We start from the raw sequence: 19859 nt of genomic DNA, 5'->3' as shown, positions 1-19859 counted from the left end.
ATGATCGCCACTGTCGCTACCGCACCGTCGGATCCGTTCACCCCGAACTACGGATGCTTCGTCGCCGACTTCGGCTGCCAGGCATCCCAAACCGTCGCCCAGTTCATGGGCTCCACGATCAAGAACCTCGGCGACTTCATCGCCACGATGATCGCCGGATCCTTCAACACGAATATCGACCAGGGCAGCTGGAACATCGCCCACTCGCAGTTCCTGTTCTGGATCGCCGTCACCGCCCCGGTCATCCTGATCGTCGCCCTGGTGCAGATCGGCATCGCGATGATCCTTCAGGACTGGGGCAGGATCGGCCGGACGGCCGCCGGCGCCGCCCTCGCCATCCCGTTCAGCGCGATCTGCGTCTGGGGGATGCAGAAGGCTTCCGGCATCACCGACGACATCACGCGCGCGCTGACCACCGCCGTTCAAGGCGGCGACCTGAGCCAAAGCCTGCTCCGCGTCGTCGGCCTCTTCGACGCCCCGAAACAGATCTACGGCGCCGTGATGAAGACCATGCAGTTCTCCCAAGACGGCGTCATCTGGGGCATGGCCACCCAAGGGGCACAAGGACCAGGGTCCGTCGGCGAATACGTGATGGCGCTGCTCATCGTCGGGCTGATGATGATCGCGTCGCTGTTCCTGTTCATCGCCATGTCGATCCGCGAATTCGGACTCCTCGCGTTGGCCGCGATGGCACCGGTCGGGCTGATGATGATCGGCCAGCCCAAGCTCACGGCCTGGGCGCAACGATGGCTGAACCTCTCTGTCGGGCTCCTCATCGCCAAACCACTCGCCGCCGGCGTCGTCCTACTGGCCGTGGAGCTGACCAAGGCCAGCCTCAGTATCGGCGTCATCCTCGTCGCCGCCGGGGCGGTGATCGCCGCGTCGTTCAGCCCGTTGTGGGCGACGAAGCTCGTCTCGTTCGCCGGTGCCGAAGTCGGCACCGCCCTCCACCACCGGTTCTCCGTCCGCGACCAGTTCTCGCGCGCGAGCACCGCCGCCGCACCCGTCCGCACCGCGGCACGAGTCGTCAAGGTTGGGAGATAACTCATGACCACCCTCACCGCAGACCAGATCATCACCGAGGAAGGCGCACCCCGGGTCCGCTTCGCCGCCAGGGAACGCCGAGGGATCTTCCTCGGCCTGACGTTCCTGCAACTGGTCGTCATCGGTGCCGCCGTCGCGGTCCTGCTTTCCACCCTGTTCATCGACACCAACGCGATCTGGGTGATGATCCCGATCGTCGCTGTCGTGGTGTTCTTCGCCCTCGCCACCTACCGGCGCGAACCGGTCATCGTGATCGTCGCCCAAGCTGCGCGTTACGTGCGTCGCAGTCTGACTGGGCAAACGCTCTTCCGCCGAGATGTCTGGCTCCGTGTGAGCGTCGCCTCCCTCGACGTGGGGCACGCGCAGGTCGCCGCCGTCACCCCTGTCGTGACCTCGAAGTTCCTCCTCCCTGGTGCGCTTGGGGACGCGCAGATCATCCAGATCCCCGGTGCTGGCGGCTTCATCTACAACGCCCGTGGCAGGCTCGCCTCTGTCACCGTCAAGGTCGGATCGAGGGCGTGGGCGCTGCGCGACAACGGTACTCAAGAAGCCGCGTACGACGGGTTCGTGGAATGGCTCAGCTCGCTGGAGAACCTGCCCGGTGTCCGGGAGACCACGATCCGGATCCGCGTTGACCGCGCCTCCTCGAATGAGTTGCGGGACTACCTGGTCGTGCGGGAGAACGAGCACGACCCGCAGGTCACCGCCGAGCTGCGCGAGCAGTATTGGGCGCTGACGCAGGCGGCCTCGAAGCGGTCGATGGGGTTCACCAACTACATCACCCTCACCTTCGACACCGCTGCGCTCAACAGCGCGATCCGGGACGCGGGGAGAGGACTCACGGGCCTTGCCGCCGTGCTCAAGGAGAGGGTCGCCGGCATCGAAACGTCGATGGAGCACGCCCGGCTCACCCCGGCCGGATGGCTCACCTCGGACGAGCTCGACGAGCTGAACGCCCTGTCGGCCGACCCCGTGGCCGCCGCGACCCGGCGAGAGCAGGACTCCGGGATCGTATCCGCGCCGTCGCCGGTGATGGGAATCGACGAAGGCTGGGATGCGCTGCGGGTGGACGAGTCCTGGCACCAGACCTTCTGGGTCGCCGAATGGCCGCGCACCGACGTGCGCACCGGGTTCCTCGAGCCGCTCCTCTACGCCGGGGACGCGACCCGGGTGATCACGTTGCAGGTTCGACCGGTCGCCACGCACAAAGCGCTGGCCCAGCTGAACCGCGCCCAGTCGGACATGGAAACCGCAGCAACCATCCGGATGAAGCTGTCCTCCCGAATCCCGCTCACTCACCTGCGCGAGGAGGAGGACCTCGCGGTGCGGGAGCACGACCTCGTCGACGGGTTCGGGGATGTTCAGTACCGCGGTTTCGTGACGATCTCCGCTGAGTCCAAGGACGCTCTCGCCAAGGCGCGGACCGACATCGAGCAGGCGTCGCATCCGGCCCGTCTCGTGCTGGCGTCGATGTCGGGGCAGCAGGCCGCCGGGTTCGTCACCGCGGCGCTACCGGTGCCGCTGGAAGGGGAATGACATGAAGCAGTCAGCTGTCATTGGTCGCATCCCGGCGAATGAGAAGCTCGGCGCCAACGGACGCCACCGACAGACCACCGCCACCGACAACAACTCCACCTGGAAGCTGCAGTCCGCGGAACTCCCGGCCTCGAAGATGCCGGCGTGGGGCTGGAAGCAGCCGCACAACCTGCGCGGCCCACTGCGCGCCACCCCACCTGCACACCGTTGCTCGTCGAAAGTGCTGGGTGGCGCGTATCCGTTTCTGGCCGAGACCGGGGACATCCTCACCGGCGCGTACATCGGGGAGAACCTCCTCTCGCGGGCCCCGTTCTGCTTCGACCCCTGGGACGCGTACTCCGCCGAGGCCGTCCGCTCCCATTCCGTCGCCATCCTCGGGGTCAAGGGGACCGGCAAGTCGATGCTGGCGAAGTCCTGGTCCTCCCGGCTGGCCCGGCTGGGGCGCAAGGTCGCGGTGCCGCACGACCCGAATGGGGAGTGGGTGCGCGTCGCCGCGTACGTCGGCGGGAAGTCGATTAGCGTCGGCCCGGGCAAGGCCGCTCGGATCAATCTGCTCGATGAAGGCCCGCGTGATCCGTCGTTCTCGGATGAGGACTGGAACCTGAACGTGCTCCAGTACCGTCGCGCGACGGTGAAAACGATCATCCGTCGCCTCCGCGAAGGCGGGAATCTGGAACCGGTGGAGCACACCGCACTCGACGTCGCTCTCGATGCTCTCCGCGGTCAGTCCACGGTCACCATCACCCATGTGTACGACCGTCTCGTCGATCCCGGGCAGAGCCAGCCACTCGAGGTGGTCGAAGCGGGCCACCGACTCGCGCACTCGTTGCGCCGGATGGTCTCTGGCGATCTCACCGGGTTCTTCGACGGACCCTCCACGGTCCGGTTCGACGCGGACGCCCCGATGATGGTCGTCGACACCTCCGCGCTGAAAGGGGCGTCGCCGGAGGCGCAAGCGCTAGCGAGGCTGGCGACGGCGAACTGGATCCGCCGTTCTTCTCTCGGCGCGAATCGGCAGGCGCGGGTGATCATCCACGAGGAGGCTGCAGTTGAGCTGCTAAACGATGTTTCCGGCGGAGACGGCCTCGCGGAGCGAGTCGAGGACGAGAAGGTCGCGCGCCACCTCGGCACCTCCAACTGGTATCTGCTGCACCGGGTCGCGGACCTGGACGCGCTCGGTGACCGCAACAGCGCCCTCCATTCGCGCGCGCTCGGCCTGCTCGCGGACTGCGAAACCCGCATTTCCTACGCGCAGCACTCCGGTGAGATCGCGAGGTCGCGGGAGATCCTCGGCTGGAACGACACCCAAGCCGACCTCGTCCGCAAACTTCACAAGGGCGAAGGGCTCTGGCAGATCGGCCAGGACCGGGTGGCGAAGGTGCGCAACATCTGCACCGACTACGAACTCGGCATCTTCCGCACCGACGCGATGGGCGGTGAACGAGCATGAGAACCCACGGCTCCTCTTGGACGCACGTCGCCCTCTACAGCCTCTTCGCCATCGTCGTCGCCGGCACCATCACCACCGGGGTCGCGACCGCGACCCTCGCTGCCAGCTGCGGCGGCGGCCAGCCAGATAGCGTCTTCGCCGGTCTGCAACTGGCCATGGGCGGAGACCCTTCCGGCTTCAGCTTGGTGCCGGGGTGCGTGGCGCCGGTCACCCTCATCCGGGTCCTTGATCTGCTGACCGTCATCCTCCTTCTGAGCGGGATCGCTGTTGGGGCGGTCTGGTGGCTTCGCTACTGGCAGTCGGATCGGCACTTCATCAACGACCTCCGCGGCCGCGACGGGCTCGCCAAGCCCGGAGAAGTCCGCAAGCACACCTCCGCACGCACCGCTCTTCATCGCGCCAAGACCCTTCGGCCGTCGTTGGTCAACCCTGCGCCGTCAGCGGCTGGCTGGAAGGTCGGGCGCGCCCATGGGCAGGACGTCTACGTATCGATCGAGGACTCGATCGTGGTTGAGGGCGCGCCCCGGTCGGGCAAGGGCTACCGGTTCATCATCAACGCCATCCTCGACTGGGACGGACCGCTGATCACCACCTCCACCCGCAACGACAACCTCTCCGCGACGATGCGCGAGCGCGCTCGTGTCGGGGACGTGACGGTGTTCGACCCGCAGGAACTCACAGGGGTGCGCTCGGCACTGCGGATCTCACCGGTCGCCGGATGCGAGGATCCTCTGATCGCGGACCAGCGCGGGCAAGCGATTATCGCCGGCACCGCGCTCGGCGTATCCAAGACGAACCAGGAATGGGCGCAGGTGTCCTCCTCCGTGCTGTCCCGGCTCCTTCACGCGGCCGCCGTTTCCGGGCGAGGCATTGACGCGCTCGCCCGCTGGGGGTCCAACCCCCGCCTCGCGCTTGAGGCGGTTGGGGTGCTCGCCAACCAGGGGTCGCCTGGCTGGTCCGAAGACTTGGACGCGATCATCAACGGCGACGAGAAGCTGCTGGCGAACTCCTGGTTCGGTGTCTTCGGTGCCCTCCGACCGCTGTCCATTCCATCGATCCGGAAGGCGATGACGCCGGGTCCGGGGGAGCAGTTCGACCTCGACGCGTTCCTCGCTGGGTCGAACAGCCTCTACCTCGTCGGCACGGGCGCCGGCGCCGGGTCGGTCGGCGGCTTCCTCGGCGCGATCCTCGACGACATAGTCGAGACCGCCCGCCGCAAAGCCCTCGCCTCGCCAGGCTCCCGGCTCGATCTGCCGCTCGCGCTCATCCTGGATGAGATCGCGAATATGTTCTCCTGGCCCGCGCTGCCGCGGATCATGGCCGACGGCGGCGGCATCGGCATCTCCACCGTCGTGGTTCTGCAGGCGCTCTCACAGGCCGAGACGGCATGGTCGCGGTCGGAGGCGGACACGATCTGGTCGGCAGCCACCGCCAAGCTCCTCCTCGGTGGCGCGTCCGACGTCGACCATCTCCGCGACATCGAATCTCTTCTCGGGCTTCGCCGGATCCGGACCACCGGGCACTCGTACAACGACAACGGGTCGTCCACGAACGTGCAGAACGAGAAGGTGCCGGTGATGACGATCGACGAGATCCGACGCATGCCCGACACCGTCGGACTCCTCGCATACCGGAACCGGCGCGGCATCCTGCTCGACCTCCGCGGATGGACCGATCGCGACGACGCCCACCAGGTCAGCGCCGGAAAGAAGCTCACCGAACTCGATCAACAGGTCGTGTTCGCCGAACAGTATCAAGCCGCGCTCGATCGCCGAGGATCAGCGGGAGAGGGGAACTGATGTCAAACCGTCGCCGTCCCGCCCGAGGTAACACCTACCGCAGCAACTACCTGCACTCAGGAGCATGGTTCGCCCGCCGCGACCGATGGTTCCTCGAGGAAGGGTCCCGTATCGGCACCATCCGCTGCGCTCTCTGCCTTGGTGCTGGCAGCGCCCGCAGCCTCGAGCTGCACCACCTCGACTACCGCGGCGTCACCCAGACCCCGCACGGCTGGACCGCCCACGAGCCGCACGAAGACCTGACCGCCCTGCACCCGCGCTGCCACGAGTACGTCCACCAGCTCATCGAGCGCGACCGCGCCCTCTCGGGGTTCGTCTCACGCCGCACCGCTTCCGTCCAAGCGATCGCCCGGCTGCAGGCCAAGATCGCCCACTACATCGAAGCCTTCCTGGAGCAGCAGTGACCGACGACATCCCACTCGATGACCTCGTCGCCTCCCTCGCCGAGGGCTGGGAAGACCAGGCGCCGCGGCAGAGTCCGGGGATGCTTGGCATCCGTGTCATCAACTGGCGCACCCTCGACTACGCGGACGCCCCGGAGGTCTGGACCGACCTCCGGGAATGGGTGGTCTGGTTCACCCACCGCTACAACCTCGCCTCGCGGAAGATCCCGCCGTGCTGGTTCAAGCACGGCGCCCTCGTCGAAGAACTCTCCGCCCTCCACACCGCATGGCTGGTGTCCTACGACAGTCTCGATGCCGGCTACGGACCCATCGGCTGGCATGAACGCCTCGCGGTCGCCATCCCCCGACTGGCGACTTGGTACAACGGCGAATGCCACAACGGCCACACCGAACTACTACATACCGGCGGCGACGCGGTCCCAGCGGAGTGGGTCGATTGGATTCGCGAGAGCCACGCCAAGCCGCAGGCGGAACGCCGCTGATTTGCGCGCTCTCCGCGCGCATTTTCCGACCCCAAACCGGAAGTTCTAAGTGAAAGCGACCCAATAGCTGGTCGCCAAAATGGAAAGGAAGAACGATGAGTACACGAGTCCCGATCAGCATCGAAGGCAACCTCGTCGCCGACCCCGACTACGGCGAATCACAGAACGGCACCAAGTTCGCCAAGTTCACCGTCGCCGTCACCGACCGCAAGCTCGAAGACGGCAAATGGGTCGACGGCGACACCCAGTACCACCGCACCACCGTCTTCGGCCGCACCGCCGAGAACGTCCGCGCCAGCCTCGCCAAGGGCGACACCGTCATCGTCAACGGCAACCTCGAGTTCCGCCACTGGACCGACCAGGCCACCGGCGAACCCCGAGCCGCCACCGAAGTCGTCGCCGATAGCGTCGGCCCCTCGCTCCGCTACAGCGCAGCGGAGGTGACCCGGCGCCCAAAAGTTGACGGCCCGGAGGCGTCGAGTTCCGGCCCTTCGACAGCCGCGAGAGCACTTTCTCCTTCGACACTTGCTCGATGAGCGCGATCGTCGAGGCAGAGCCGGATGCTGGCTCTGCCTCGACCCGGAAGTGTACCTTGCGTGCCGAACGGAATCGCCGCGCGGCCTACCCGACGATACGAGAAGGTGCTCAATAGTATCTGTCTCGTGCCAAGAGGAGACGCGACAGAAGCACGACGAACAACGAATCTTTCATCAACGCTCGTCGCGATCGTCTTCATAGTTCCCGGGTTGGTGCTGCTGATCATTTCAAGTCGTCCGTTTGCGCCAGCCGATCAGTGGATTGCTGGGCTGCTCGGTCAGTTGGGCGGCCTACTCGTCGCGACCGGCCTGATTACCATCGCGTGGGAATTGTATGGAAAGCGCTCCTTTCTGGCGGAGGTGCTTTCAAAGGCTCAACTTCGATCCGACGTCGTCTCGGCTGGGCTTGAGCGCGTCACCGACGAGTACCTCCAGGAGGTCGAGTGGGACGAGTTATTTAAGGGCTCTAAGACCCTCGACGTTGTGGTCGCATACGCGTCCACCTGGAGGAACGCGCATCGCGTTCGCCTTCAGAAACTCGCGGCTCAGCCTGGAGGCCGGCTAAGGGTCTTCTTGCCCGACCCGGAGGATAAGGAAACGTTGTTCACCTTGTCCCAGCGATTCAAGATGTCTGAGCAATCGCTGAAAGACAAGATCAACGAGGCGATTGCTGATTTCAAGGAGCTCGGCGGCGAAGTTCACGTGCGGGCTGGCGACGCCGTGTTCAGTTGTTACAACTTCGAGCACAAGGCCGTACTCACTCTCTATTCGCACTCGCAAGAACGTCGGGGGTCCGTGCCAACCTTCTTGGTAGGCGATGGCATGATTCGGCAGTTCGTGACCTCAGACATTGAAGCGATTCTGAGGCAGAGCACGCCGGTCCAGTGAGGATTGGAAGGTCGATGCAGTCACTAACCGCAAATGTGGTGGAGCGGGACATACCTGCTGAGATTCTCTCGCGCGCGATGGATGAGGCAGTCGTGGCCTGGGATATTGAGACGACTGGCCTTGACTGGCGTTCTGCGACAATCGAGACTTGCCAGCTCTCTTTCGCTGGCGAGGTGTTTGTGGTCCAGTTGCTGGGCAACCAACATCCGGACAACCTGAGTCGTCTGCTCGCGGCACCAAAAGTCACGAAACTCTTCCACCACGCGCCCTTCGATGTACGTTTCATGACTGCGCACTGGGCCGTTCGCGCGCAGAACGTGGCCTGCACCAAGATCGCAGCGAAGATTGTCAGCCCCGGGCTGCCAAATGACTCATACAGCCTTAAGTCTTCGCTGAAGATGTATCTGGGCATTGAGCTCGATAAGACTGAGCGACTTTCGGATTGGTCTCGGCACCACTTGAGCGACACGCAGCTTGCGTACGCTGCGAGGGACGTTGCCTATCTTCAGCCGCTGCTCGAGCGTCTGCAAGCACGTGGGCGTACACACGGGGTGTGGGAGCTTGTGGAGCGTTCGTTCGAGTACATCCCGACTCGCGCGGCCCTCGACATTTCGGGTGCGGGAGATGTCTTCACGTACTGAGAGCGCATCGGCAATGGATCCGAAACCGTTCGGCCCAGGGATCTACGCTGCGAGGCTACTCCGCGCCACTATCTTTGACGTCGACAATCTACTTGACGAGGCCCTGGAGGCCGGTGGCCAGCGGCGTCGGGGTTCCGGCATCGCCGCGTTAGACCAGTACATGCGAGCCAGCCCGCGGCGCGACTTCGTATATGGGGCCATCTTCGGAACCAACATGGAGACCATCGAACGGCTGCTTCGCACCTGCAAGGAGCTTGCGGAAGCGATCGCGTTAGCCTTCGATTCAGGTTCGCTCGTCCGGGTTGCACCGTTCGTGCTTGAGCGAGCGCTTGGCGAGGCGATCATGCGGATTTGCTACATCCTGGATGCTGGCGTGCCACCAGCGCGAACAATATTGCGCATGGCTGCCTATCAATTGGAGTCAGTCGAAGGGAACCTTCGTACGGCTGAGGCGTTCGGACCATCTGCAGCGGCCGCTAAAGCGCGAGCCGAAGAAGCCATCACCGAGATACACGCTCAGCTTTATGACAACGGATTCGCGCGCGCCGCGGCCAAGACCACGCCCTTTACGGCAAGCCTGATGTTCGACGGCCAGCGGGAGAACCTAGCGTTCAACGCGACCGATGCATACAAGCGATATCTTCCGGCAAGCGCCTGGCAGTGGGAGTTGGGTTCGGGCGCGACTCACGGCCGAGGATGGCTACTTTCAGGACTCGTCGAGACGGTAGAGACCGAAGCACTAACGACTACTTCTGAGGCGGTGATGGCGGTCGCGGGTTCAGCGCTTGAACTCGCAGACGCGCTCGCGAATGCGATGGCAAGTCACACTGGTGTCGACGCGAACTGGTTCTTTCGGAAGAACCATCTTCGGCGTCGAGGCGTGACGAGTTGGTCGGTGGGTGGACATGTCGACCTCGCTGTCGATCACATCGAATACGCCAGGCGTGGGACCAACCAGCGGAGCCGGGGAGCTTATCTGGGCCCGAGTTTTCGAAGGCCGGATAGCGAAAGCTAGACCTCCGTTAACCAGTTCAACGGAGTGGGGTGCGCGTTCCACTTCGACGCTGCCAAGGCCCGCGACGCTGGATGCGAGCGGTGGTCGGGTAGACACTGAGACCATGCAAGGTCTGCCGCCGTTACCGAGACCCTGGGGAGCCTCGAATCAAGATGCCGTCGAACTGTGCCTAGAGTGGATGATCTATCTCGGTGCAAACGATGCGGTCGCAAGCTCAGGTGTCGCACTTCAGACGTGCGACCTCTACAGCAGTCACTACCTTGCATGGGTGGACAACCGACAGCGCAATCTAAGTATCGAAACGGTGGAGCGGGCATCGAACGTTGCTGCCGGCGATGGACGTCGTCCTTTGGTTTTCGTGCCAGGGGGAGTGCTACCTACTGCGCAGGATCGGGCCGATGAGCTGGGGGTCGCGCTTCTGCGATTTGATGCGCGCAACGCCGATCTCGACGGGGCGAATCTTGCGGGCCGCCGAATTCGAACGAACGGACTCGCAGCCAGCTAGTCGCCGGATGTCAGCTTGCACCCAGGCCGGACGCATGCGCTGGCGACCCAGTTCGAACTTGTCCGGCCTCGGGTAGGGCTGCTCGCCGGAGTTCCATACGGGCCGCCGAGCGTGATTTGTCGATCGTCTCCTCAACGACCGCACGCTGCATTGTGTCAACGAGTTGAGCTGTGGCCGCCACTTCTGTCGCGGCTACTACGACAACCCTGTTGTTGTCCTTGCCCCGCGTAAGTCCGACGTAAAGGCCAGCTGCATCGACACTGGGTCCGACGAACGAGAGATCTGTCGTCTCGCCCTGCACGCCATAAACGGTCGTGGCATACGCCAAGTGAAGGTGTGACTCTGCGTACTCGTGAGTGATCCTCCGGAGGTCCGTCGAATCGTTGGATGCAGCAAGCATCACATGCTGAGTGGTGACACCCCTCACTACCCAGTTTTGGCGGTTCTGTACGTCCGTGTTGCGGTCGTTGCGTCTTGTCTGGACGACGTCGCCGACGAAGATTGCCTGTCCTTCTTGTCCATACACGGCCGCACGGATGTCGACGCTTCCGTCGACGACGCGTCGGCTCTGAATATCCTCACTTATCGCTTGAGCCTCGGCGTGGGTAGCCGTGACCAGGGAGATGGTCTTATGCCTGTGGTTGGCGTCGAACCACGCGTCGACCATTGCCTCGCGAGCCTCGAGCTCTGAGCTCGCTAGGACAGCGTGGCCCGATTGGACCAGTTCGCTTGCAATCTCTTCCGCGTGCTCGCGGCCCTCCGACCGGCGAAGTTTGAGGCTGAGCTCGGCCCACGCAGGATCCTTGAAGCGATGAATATTGAGGAGTTCGACTTGGCGCGTGGCTCTGCGCCAGAAGAGGGCCATAGCGCCCGAGTGTCCCACTGGAAGCGCCTGGTACTGATCCCCTACAAGTGCAACACCTGCTCCTGTCCGGGCGACAATGTCCAGCAGGGCATTGGCCGCCTCCATGTCGAGCATGCCGGCTTCGTCAACGACGATGCGATCACCGGGTCGAATCGCGATTCGTGGACCTTCGTATTGGGCGCCCGTCGTTGGGTCGAAGTCACCACTTCCGAGACATGACCATTCGCTCGCGCCGGCGTTGTTGCTCTTCCAACGCCATCCGTAGTCGTGGAGCAGCTGGTGCAGCGATGACGAGGCGCTCTCCGTCTCACGCCCGGCCACAGCGGACGCCTTCTTAGTCGGCGCAACGATAATCATGACGCGACCCCGCTGTCGCAGCGCGGCATTGGCGACTTTGAGCATCGTTGTCTTACCTGTACCAGCCGCGCCTGCAACTACGACGATTCGGTCCGAGCCGGCGATCGCTGAGGCGCCTTCCAATTGCCCTTCATCGAGTGACCTAGAGGGCTCGATTGCATGTGCAACGGCCGTGATCTCTGCGGCGGGGACAACCGCGCCCGGCGAGGCTAGAGACTCTGTTCGTTGAGCGATAGCGGCCTTCAGCGTTGCCGTGGACGTCGCCATCCGGCGTTTGATGTGCGCCGGGATATTCGGCTCAGGCAAAAGTGTCACCGTGTGCGTCCGTGTGGCACGAGTGATCACTTCATCGACGACCGCCTCCAGCCGAGCACGGTCTGCGGTTACGCCGGAAGCAGCGATCGCGCGAATCGCTCCGGCTCGGACATCCAAATCGCTGAATCTGCCTCCAGAACCGGTCGATCTGGCATCCGCATCTACAATCGCCATGGCTGCGAAGAGGTCGATGTCTAGGTCGCCGATGACCATCGATCGAGCCGCGACCGCGCTTCGCGGTCGACTGAGTTCCGGATCGGCATGAAGAAGCTCGGCCATCACAATCGACGCCCAATCCTCCTCATCCAATTGGCCCGGCTTATTTGGCCGACCCGCCGCCCACGCCCATTGATCGATCTGAGTCAGCACTATGGGGGAAGGCTGCTCGCCAGGGTGCTGCTCCTTCCACTGCCGCAGGTGAGCGGCCTTGTTCGCTTCGATCTGCGCGGAGCGCTTCGAAAGCGGCCGCACCAGATGCTGCAGCTGTGTTATCTCCCCGTCCGAGTCCAGCGTGAAGCCCTTCGCGGCCAGCGCGGCGATCCACGTTGGGTCGGTCCTTGAGGCGAGGTCGCCTTCGGCGTTCACGACGTTCTGGAACCGGAGAGCGACGCGAGTGTCGACGTTGGACCACTTCCCGTCGAGTCCTTGGACCTTGACGTTCAGCCAGAGGTGGCGGTGCTTGTGCGGGTCTAGCGAGCGCGATCGTTCGTGTCGGAGCTCGACGATCTCGATGCGAGCAAGGTCCTCGCGGATGGCGCCCTGCTTGCCTCGGCGGGCGTTGAGTTCGGTTTGCCACAGCTTGATGATCCGGTCACGCAACCGGTCCTGCAGATCCTCGTAGGCGGCCGCCAACTCTGGGTCTAGCATCGCCGCGATCGAGAACGACTTCGGTGCGTTGATCGTCGCATCCAAGATCAGATCCGCGACCGGCGACTCCAGATCCCGCCCCCGACGCTCGCCGGTGAGCGGGTCGACACCATCGACCCAATCCTTCAGCTGGGAGCGGGTGAGCAGGTCGTCACGGATGGCGCCATTCTCGACGATGTACCGCGTCATCACGGCATCCGCATAGCCCGCGGCCGCCAGTGCGCCGTCGGCAGTCTTAGCTGTCAGGGTGGCGTCGCAGACGCCGCCGAAGGCGTAGCGGACCGCCTGCTTGACCCCCTGGGCTGCCTGTCCGCGCTTCCAACGCGCCACTCCGCCTCTCACACTTAGAACTTCCGGTTTCGCGCGCAATTGGGCGCTCACGGGGCGCGCACACTCAAAGAGTGCCTACGTGCATCGTCTATCTCTTGTCTCTCCTGTTGCTCTTGCCCTGGCCTCTCTTGTCTCCTCGTGTCAGTTCTTCTCTCTTGGGCTGGCTCTCTCATTTCGTTGTCTGTCGATATTTGGTTCTTCTCTCTCGTCGGCCTCCCACACCTCTCGGTCGATGCCCTTTGCGCCTGCGATGACGCGATCCCCTCAATGTTTGACCTCTCCCAGGCCAATGCCGATCGTGATTGACGTTTGGAGTGCCCTCGGCCTTACATCCGCTCTTTGATGCCCACTCGAATGAGCAGCCAATTGACCGGGTACGCCGTTACGAATCCCAGCAGCATCGCCCATTGCATTGCGAACCAGAACTCGGGCGAGTTGACCGGGGCGCGGCCGCCGAAGAGTGCGGGGAACAGAACGAGCTGGATCAGCGCCATCGCCCCGTACATACCGACCTGCCAGGAGGTGATGGAGGCGGCGTCGGCTTTGAGCGCTTCGATCAGGCCTTTGCCGAGTCCGAGCCCGCGCATGGGGGCGATGGCGAAGTACTGGAAGATGATGCCGAGTCCGAAGGCGAGGATGAAGTCGAGGATCCAGACGGCGAACATTTTGTCCTGGAAGAGCCAACCCCAGCCGAACGCGACGGCGACGGCTGGGATGAGGAAGGCGACCCACTCCGCGATGAGGTCCCCGAGCGCGCAGCCGGCCCCGCAGTGGTTGGTACCGGTGCCGACGGCCACCGCCATGGGCGTCTCCGCATCGTCCGCATTCTGTGAAGGTGCGGGTGTGCGTCCCCAGCGGAGGTAGCCGCCGAGCCAGAGGAATCCTCCGAACAGCATGGAGACGGGCCAGACGACGTTCATCACGGCCATCTTCTGCGGTCGTCGGATCACATCGACGGCGACGCCGATGGTGCAGGCGATGCCGATCCCGAGGGAAGTCCAGGCGAGGACGTTGAGCCAGGTGGGGAAATCGCCCAGGGCAGGCGTTATCGCGTGGGGAGGCGTCATGCCTCCACTGCTACCCGGATCCTGGCGCGGGCTGTAGCCCGTTGACTCAGCTCTTCTCGTAGCCGAGGACGGCCATCATCCCTGATTCGGCGTGGTAGATGTTGTGGCAGTGCGTCATCCATTGGCCCGGGTTGTAGGCATCCAGTAGCACCGTGAGAGATCGGTGCGGCAACACGATCGCAGTGTCCTTTCGCGGGCCGCCGTCGAGCTGGAACGTGTGGCCGTGAACGTGGAACGGGTGCCACATCATGGTCTGGTTGGCGATGGTGAGCTGGACGCGTTCGCCTTCCCGGACCGTGTAGGCGCCGTCGAGCGGGTTGTTCATGTCGAAGGCTTTGCCATTGATGCCCCAGTCGTACTTCATCATTCCGCCGGTGAGGGCGATGTCGATGCGGCGGTCGATTCTGCGCCGCTGCAGGGTGTCTGCAGAGGTGGCGCTCAGTACCGCCGCTGTGACCGGTGACGTGTCAGAGGCCGTGTAACCGTTCGCGGTGGGTGTGGGGCTCCCAGAGTTGGAGCGGAGGACGCCGAAGCCGCGGTCGGCTTTGCCGACGGCCTCGGCCACGATCGGGAAGGCACCGTCGGCGACGGTGACGATCGCGTCGTAGCGTTCGCCCATCCCGAGCAGGATGCTGTCGCCCTCGACCGGGTTCACCGGGTAACCGTCGGTGTGTGTGACGGTGAGCCGGTGGCCGCCGACCGAAAATCGGAAGGCGGTGTCGCCGCCGGCGTTGATGATGCGCAGCCGCACCCGTTGCCCGGGCTTGGCGGTGAAGGTGGCCGGGTCTCCGGCTGGGCGTCCGTTGATGAGGTAGTAGGGGTAGTAGACGTCTCCGGCGTCGCCGCCGAGCAGGTTGGAGCCGGTTCCGGTGAGCAGGTTGCCGGCGCGGGTCGGGGTGCCGTCCTGGCCGCCGCCCATCATGCCGCCCATTCCTCCCATCCCGCCCATGCCTTTCATGCCTTTCTTGAGGTCGGCGAGTACCTGGTCGGGTGTCGCGGTGACGCCGTCGAGCCAGTCGTCCAGCACGAGTACCCAGTCGTGGTCGTAGTTGAGGGGTTCGCGGGGGTCTTCGATGACCAGCGGGCCCTGGAGGCCGCGGTCGAGTTGCGGGCCGACGTGCGGGTGGTACCAATAGGTTCCCGGGGCGTCGGCGGTGAACGCGTAGTCGAACGAAGCTCCGGGGCCGATCGGCTGCTGGGTGATCGGGGGAACGCCGTCCATGTCGTTGCGGAGGGCGATGCCGTGCCAGTGGACGGTGGTGTCGTCCGGGAGCTGGTTGGTGACGTGCGCGCGGATGATGTCACCGACATGTGCCCGGATGGTGGGGCCGGGGACTTCACCGTTGTAGGCCCAGGTGGAGGCGGTGCGCCCGGCCAGGTCGATGTCGGTCTTGGCGGCGGTGAGCTGGACGCGGGTTGTTCGCCCGGTGCGCCGCCGGGCCGTTTCGGCAGCGGTGACGGGGCTGCTGGTCGCGGTGAGGAGGTTCGGTCCGCCGGTGCAGGCGGCCAGGGCGAAGGCGGTGGCGACCCCGGCGCCGCCGAGGAGAAGGCTGCGCCGGGTGAGGTTCGAAGAGTTCATCAGATGTCCAGAGAGGAAGCGGCTAGAGGGCCGTGAGGAGTGGGGAGGGGCGGGCGCCGCCACGAGGGGGAGGGGTGACGGCGCCCGCGTCTGGTGCGACCGGTTCAGAGGCTGGCGAGGAGCTGCTTCATGGTGGCGATCTCGGCGCTCTGTGCGGCGGCGATCTTCTTCGCCAGCGCGACGGCGTCGGTGGCCGTGCCCTGTTCGGTCTCGGTCGTGGCCATGGTGATGGCGCCCTGGTGGTGCTGGATCATCTGGGTGAGGAACAGCTTCGACGCGTCTGCGCCGGACGCGTTCCTCAGCGCGTCCATGTCCTGTTGCGACATCGTGCCGTCGCCGCCCATGTCCATGCCGCCCATGTCGGATTTCTGGCCCCAGGTGTCGAGCCAGCCATTCATGGTGTCGATCTCCGGCTGCTGCGCGGCCTTGATCTTCTGCGCGAGTTCGGTCACCCGGGCGTCGATGCCCTGCTTGGCAAGGAGCGTGTCGGACATTTCGATGGCCTGCTGGTGGTGGGGCACCATGCTCATGGCGAAGGTGACGTCGGCCTGGTTGTGGTCGGAGGTGGCGGCGGGGCTCGAGCTCCCGTGGGTCATCCCGGACATGCTGCCCATGCCTGGGTCCTTTCCGGAGGCGCCCGCGGTGCAGCCAGCCAAGGCGGCGGCGGTCAGGAGTGCGCCGGAGGCGATCGCGATCAGTCGGATGTTCATTGTGGGGTCTCTTTCGTCGTATGAATCTGCGGATGGTAGGCACGCTGAAGCAACACCGCGCGATGCGCGGTGTGCGGTGTGCGTCATCTGCGATCGATAGACAGTGCGAGAAGAGACGGTGGTGATGATCCGACCCTGCGCGTGATCATCCGGGCCAGGGTCGTGGGTGCAGCCCGGGAGCCCAGGCCGAGGAGCGCCCGGCTGAGTACCGGGGCGATCAGGAGGATCGTCGCGGCGAGCAGCGCGAGCGTGCAGATCATGGCAGTCGTGTCGTGCATCGGATCACAGCCGTCGATAGCGCATCCCCCGCCCGCCCTGGTGTCGGACATCGCCTGGCTGGAAACTGCAGGGTGCGATTGGTCTGGGTGTGACACTGTCGACGCGGATACCGCTGGCTGGACCGCGACGAACCCGTGTGGTTCGCCCATAGGCGTGCTGACAACGTGCATGGCGAGGATCCCGGTCACGATGCCCGCGACCGCGAAGAGGAGGACGAGCACGCAGCGCCAGGTGCGGGTGCGCATCGAGATGCTGTCGGCGAGCATTTCTCCTCCTTCCGGGAGACAAACTACCGGCGCAGTCTGGATACCCGCCGGGGGTTTAACGCTGACGGGACCTAATGCCCCATCCGTCTCCACATTCGCGTCCAAGCTGAATGGAGAAATCGTTTGAGGAGGCGGACGTGTACGGGTGGATGATGGGCGGCATGGGGGCGTGGTGGATCATTTGGCTGATTGTGCCGTTGCTGATCATCGCGGTTGTGATCGTGCTGGTGGTCACTCTTAGCCGGCGTGGTCCGTCCGCCGGTAGTGGTGCGGTTCAGCCAGGGCGTCCGTCGCCTCGGGACATTCTCGATGAACGGTACGCCCGAGGCGAGATCGACCACGACGAGTACGCCAGGCGTCGGGACGAGTTGGGTCGTTCTGGAAGCTGAGCCCACGGGACCCGTCACGAACGCACGAGTCGGGCGATGGCGTCGCTGGCTTCCTGGATCTTGGCCTGGCCTTCGTCCCCGCCCAGTAGCACGGCGTCGGTGACGCAGTGTTTCAGGTGGTCGTCGACGAGGCCGAGGGCGACGCTCTTGAGTGCGGAGGTCAGGGCGGAGATCTGGGTGAGGATGTCGATGCAGTACTGCTCTTCATCGACCATTCGCGCGATTCCGCGGGCTTGCCCTTCGATCCGGCTGAGGCGCCGCATGTATCCGGCTTTGTCGGTGATGTAGCCGTGCTGGTGTTCGTGCTCGGCGGTGGTCGTGGTGTCGTTCATTAAGGCTCCAAGGGCGGTCAGGTTCGGGATGCGGGTGCCGGCGTCGCCGGCTGGGTGCGATTTCGGTCGAGGGCAACGCGGGCGCTGGTCTCTGGTCGCAGGTCGAGCCGGCGCAGCAGCTGAGCGTTCAGGGCGACGACGATCGTGGACAACGACATGAGGATCGCGCCGACCGACATCGGCAGGACGAACCCGATTGGTGCGAGCACGCCGGCGGCAAGCGGCACGGAGATGAGGTTGTACCCGGCTGCCCACCACAGGTTCTGCTTCATCTTGCGGTAGCTTGCGCGGGAGAGTTCGATGACCGACAGCACGGAACGCGGGTCGTCGCTGGCGAGGATCACTCCTGCGGAGGCGATCGCGACGTCGGTGCCGGCGCCGATGGCGATTCCGACGTCGGCCTGGGCAAGAGCGGGGGCGTCGTTGACGCCGTCGCCGACCATCGCCACCTTGCGTCCCTCCGCCTGGAGCTCCTTGACCTTCGCGGACTTGTCCTCTGGCCGCACTCCGGCGAAGTACCGGTCGATGCCGAGTTCGTTGGCGACCGATCTGGCTACGGCGTCTGCGTCGCCGGTGATCATCACGACCTGCGCGTTCTGAGCGTGGAGGGCGTCAACCGCTTGCCGGGACTCCTCGCGGATCTCGTCGGCAAGTTTGAGCGCACCGGCCACCTGTCCGTCGACCAGGACGTGCAGGATGATGGCGCCGTCCTCTCGCCAGGCGTCGGCGATCCGGAGTTCGTCCACTCCGGCTTCGTGCAGCAGGTTCGGGCCGCCGACCTGGACGTGGTGGCCGTCGACCGTGGCCGACACTCCGACCGCGGGGGAGGATTCGAAACCTGCGGCTGCGCCGACGGTCACATGGCGAGCGGCTGCGGCGTTGACGATGGCCCGTGCCAGCGGGTGCTCGGAGTCCGCCTCGGCGGCGGCGGCCAGTGCCAGCAGTCGATCGGAGGTGGTGCCGTCGGTGGTCTCGATCGCGGTGACGCTGGGTTCGCCCTTGGTCAGGGTGCCGGTCTTATCGAACAGCACCGTGTCGATGGTGCGCATGCTCTCCAGGGCGAGCCGATCCTTGATGAGCACTCCGCCGCGGGCGGCGCGTTCGGTCGAGATGGCGACGACGAGCGGGATGGCCAGACCGAGGGCGTGCGGGCAGGCGATGACCAGAACCGTGATGGTGCGCACGACGGCCTCATCCGGCAGGCCGAGCAGGGTCCAGACGACCGCGGTGATGATCGCCGCGCCGAGGGCGAACCAGAACAGCCACCCGGCGGCGGTGTCGGCGATCCGCTGGGCGCGGGACGAGGAATTCTGGGCGTCGCTGACCAGGCGTTGGATACCGGCGAGCGCGGTGTCGTCGCCGACCGCGGTGATTTCAACGCGCAGACCGGAGTCGGTTGCGACGGTGCCCGCGACGACGGCGTCTCCGACGTCGCGGCGCACGGTGCTGGATTCGCCGGTGATCATCGACTCGTCCATGCTCGCCGAGCCGGAAACGACGCGTCCGTCGGCGGGGATGCGGCCACCGGGGCGGACGACGACGACGTCGCCGACCCCGAGGTCGGCGGGGGCGACCTGCACCGTGCTGTCACCCTCGACGCGTTCGGCCTCGTCGGGCAGCAGCGCTGCCAGTGAGTCGAGGGCGGAGGTGGTCTGTGCCAGTGACCGCATCTCGATCCAGTGGCCCAGCAGCATGATCACGATGAGGAGGGCGAGCTCCCACCAGAAGTCGAGTTCGTGATCCAGGATCCCCAGGCTCGCACCCCAGGACGCCAGGAACGCGACCGTGATCGCCAACGCGATCAGCAGCATCATGCCGGGTTTGAGCGCCCGCAGTTCACCGACGGCGCCAGTGAGGAATGGGCGACCGCCCCAGACGTACATGACCGTTCCGAGGATCGGCGAGATCCACGCCACCCAGGCGGCGTCCGGCAGCGGGTACCCCAGGATCATCGCGAACATCGAGGAGAAGCCGACGACGGGGACGGCGATGATGAGCATGATCCAGAACAGACGACGGAACTGGCCGACATGGTCGCCGTGGCCGGCGTGCCCACCCATTCCGCCGTGACCGGCGTGTCCGGCCATGTCGTGTCCGGCGTGCTCGCCCACGTCGTGGGCCTCGTGGTTCTCGGCGGTCTCGGTCGAGGTGGAGTGGGCGCGGTGGTCGCGCCCGTCGTGCTCGGTGTGGTCGTTCATGCTTA

At 65.1% G+C, this 19859-nt stretch carries 18 protein-coding genes; 11 read left to right on the top strand and 7 right to left on the bottom strand.

The features are described from left to right. From F1C12_RS13165 to F1C12_RS13120, 10 genes are all read left to right on the top strand, one after another. Positions 1–1044, top strand: coding sequence for a hypothetical protein (locus F1C12_RS13165; RefSeq protein WP_185275401.1), 1044 nt, complete (start codon positions 1–3; stop codon positions 1042–1044). A gap of 3 nt (positions 1045–1047) precedes the next feature. Continuing rightward, positions 1048–2580, top strand: coding sequence for an SCO6880 family protein (locus F1C12_RS13160; protein WP_185275400.1), 1533 nt, complete (start codon positions 1048–1050; stop codon positions 2578–2580). A gap of 1 nt (position 2581) precedes the next feature. Next, positions 2582–4030 (top strand): ATP-binding protein, encoded by a 1449-nt coding sequence (locus F1C12_RS13155; protein WP_185275399.1) that lies wholly within the window; start codon positions 2582–2584, stop codon positions 4028–4030. Continuing rightward, on the top strand, positions 4027–5829 hold the full coding sequence (locus tag F1C12_RS13150) for a type IV secretory system conjugative DNA transfer family protein (RefSeq protein ID WP_258045887.1): 1803 nt from the start codon (positions 4027–4029) through the stop codon (positions 5827–5829). The genes F1C12_RS13155 and F1C12_RS13150 overlap by 4 nt, the downstream gene beginning before the upstream one ends. Further along, entirely contained in the window at positions 5829–6233 is a 405-nt protein-coding gene (locus F1C12_RS13145; protein WP_185275398.1) for a hypothetical protein, read from the top strand. The genes F1C12_RS13150 and F1C12_RS13145 overlap by 1 nt, the downstream gene beginning before the upstream one ends. Further along, complete coding sequence (locus tag F1C12_RS13140) at positions 6230–6715, top strand: hypothetical protein (RefSeq protein WP_185275397.1); 486 nt, start codon at positions 6230–6232, stop codon at positions 6713–6715. Before F1C12_RS13145 ends, F1C12_RS13140 begins: the two co-directional genes overlap by 4 nt. 95 nt (positions 6716–6810) lie before the next feature. After that, on the top strand, positions 6811–7251 hold the full coding sequence (locus tag F1C12_RS13135) for a single-stranded DNA-binding protein (protein WP_185275396.1): 441 nt from the start codon (positions 6811–6813) through the stop codon (positions 7249–7251). A 126-nt stretch (positions 7252–7377) separates the two neighbouring features. Then, complete coding sequence (locus tag F1C12_RS13130; protein ID WP_185275395.1) at positions 7378–8139, top strand: hypothetical protein; 762 nt, start codon at positions 7378–7380, stop codon at positions 8137–8139. Positions 8140–8153: 14 nt separating this feature from the next. Beyond that, a complete protein-coding gene (locus tag F1C12_RS13125; protein WP_185275394.1) occupies positions 8154–8780 on the top strand; it encodes a ribonuclease D in 627 nt (208 codons plus the stop codon). A 13-nt stretch (positions 8781–8793) separates the two neighbouring features. Continuing rightward, on the top strand, positions 8794–9795 hold the full coding sequence (locus F1C12_RS13120) for a hypothetical protein (RefSeq protein ID WP_185275393.1): 1002 nt from the start codon (positions 8794–8796) through the stop codon (positions 9793–9795). Between the two features lie 515 nt (positions 9796–10310). Here F1C12_RS13120 and F1C12_RS13115 read toward each other — a convergent pair. From F1C12_RS13115 to F1C12_RS13095, 5 genes are all read right to left on the bottom strand, one after another. Continuing rightward, positions 10311–13034 carry an AAA family ATPase gene (locus F1C12_RS13115; RefSeq protein ID WP_258045886.1) on the bottom strand — a complete coding sequence of 908 codons (2724 nt, stop codon included), beginning with the start codon at positions 13032–13034 and terminating at the stop codon, positions 10311–10313. Between the two features lie 326 nt (positions 13035–13360). Further along, complete coding sequence (locus tag F1C12_RS13110; protein WP_175337893.1) at positions 13361–14101, bottom strand: DUF4396 domain-containing protein; 741 nt, start codon at positions 14099–14101, stop codon at positions 13361–13363. A gap of 46 nt (positions 14102–14147) precedes the next feature. Further along, positions 14148–15680: a multicopper oxidase family protein gene (locus F1C12_RS13105; RefSeq protein WP_175337892.1), complete on the bottom strand. Its 1533-nt coding sequence runs from the start codon at positions 15678–15680 to the stop codon at positions 14148–14150. 104 nt (positions 15681–15784) lie between these two features. Beyond that, entirely contained in the window at positions 15785–16390 is a 606-nt protein-coding gene (locus F1C12_RS13100) for a DUF305 domain-containing protein (RefSeq protein WP_175337891.1), read from the bottom strand. 83 nt (positions 16391–16473) lie between these two features. Beyond that, the gene (locus F1C12_RS13095) at positions 16474–16935 is read right to left on the bottom strand and encodes a DUF6153 family protein (RefSeq protein WP_175337890.1); all 462 of its coding nucleotides are present in this window, start codon (positions 16933–16935) and stop codon (positions 16474–16476) included. 137 nt (positions 16936–17072) lie between these two features. On the opposite strand from F1C12_RS13095, the gene F1C12_RS13090 reads away from it, so the two are divergent. Further along, complete coding sequence (locus F1C12_RS13090; protein ID WP_258045885.1) at positions 17073–17324, top strand: SHOCT domain-containing protein; 252 nt, start codon at positions 17073–17075, stop codon at positions 17322–17324. Positions 17325–17338: 14 nt separating this feature from the next. Here the strand turns inward: F1C12_RS13090 and F1C12_RS13085 are convergent, their stop codons facing one another. Continuing rightward, the gene (locus tag F1C12_RS13085) at positions 17339–17656 is read right to left on the bottom strand and encodes a metal-sensitive transcriptional regulator (RefSeq protein ID WP_175337889.1); all 318 of its coding nucleotides are present in this window, start codon (positions 17654–17656) and stop codon (positions 17339–17341) included. Positions 17657–17673: 17 nt separating this feature from the next. After that, complete coding sequence (locus tag F1C12_RS13080) at positions 17674–19854, bottom strand: heavy metal translocating P-type ATPase (RefSeq protein ID WP_175337888.1); 2181 nt, start codon at positions 19852–19854, stop codon at positions 17674–17676. Between the last annotated feature and the right edge of the window lie 5 nt (positions 19855–19859).

This window comes from Leifsonia shinshuensis, from assembly GCF_014217625.1.
GTDB lineage: Bacteria > Actinomycetota > Actinomycetes > Actinomycetales > Microbacteriaceae > Leifsonia > Leifsonia shinshuensis_A.
The sequence above is the reverse complement of the archived record's forward strand: the minus strand, read 5'-3'. Positions and strand labels throughout refer to the sequence as shown.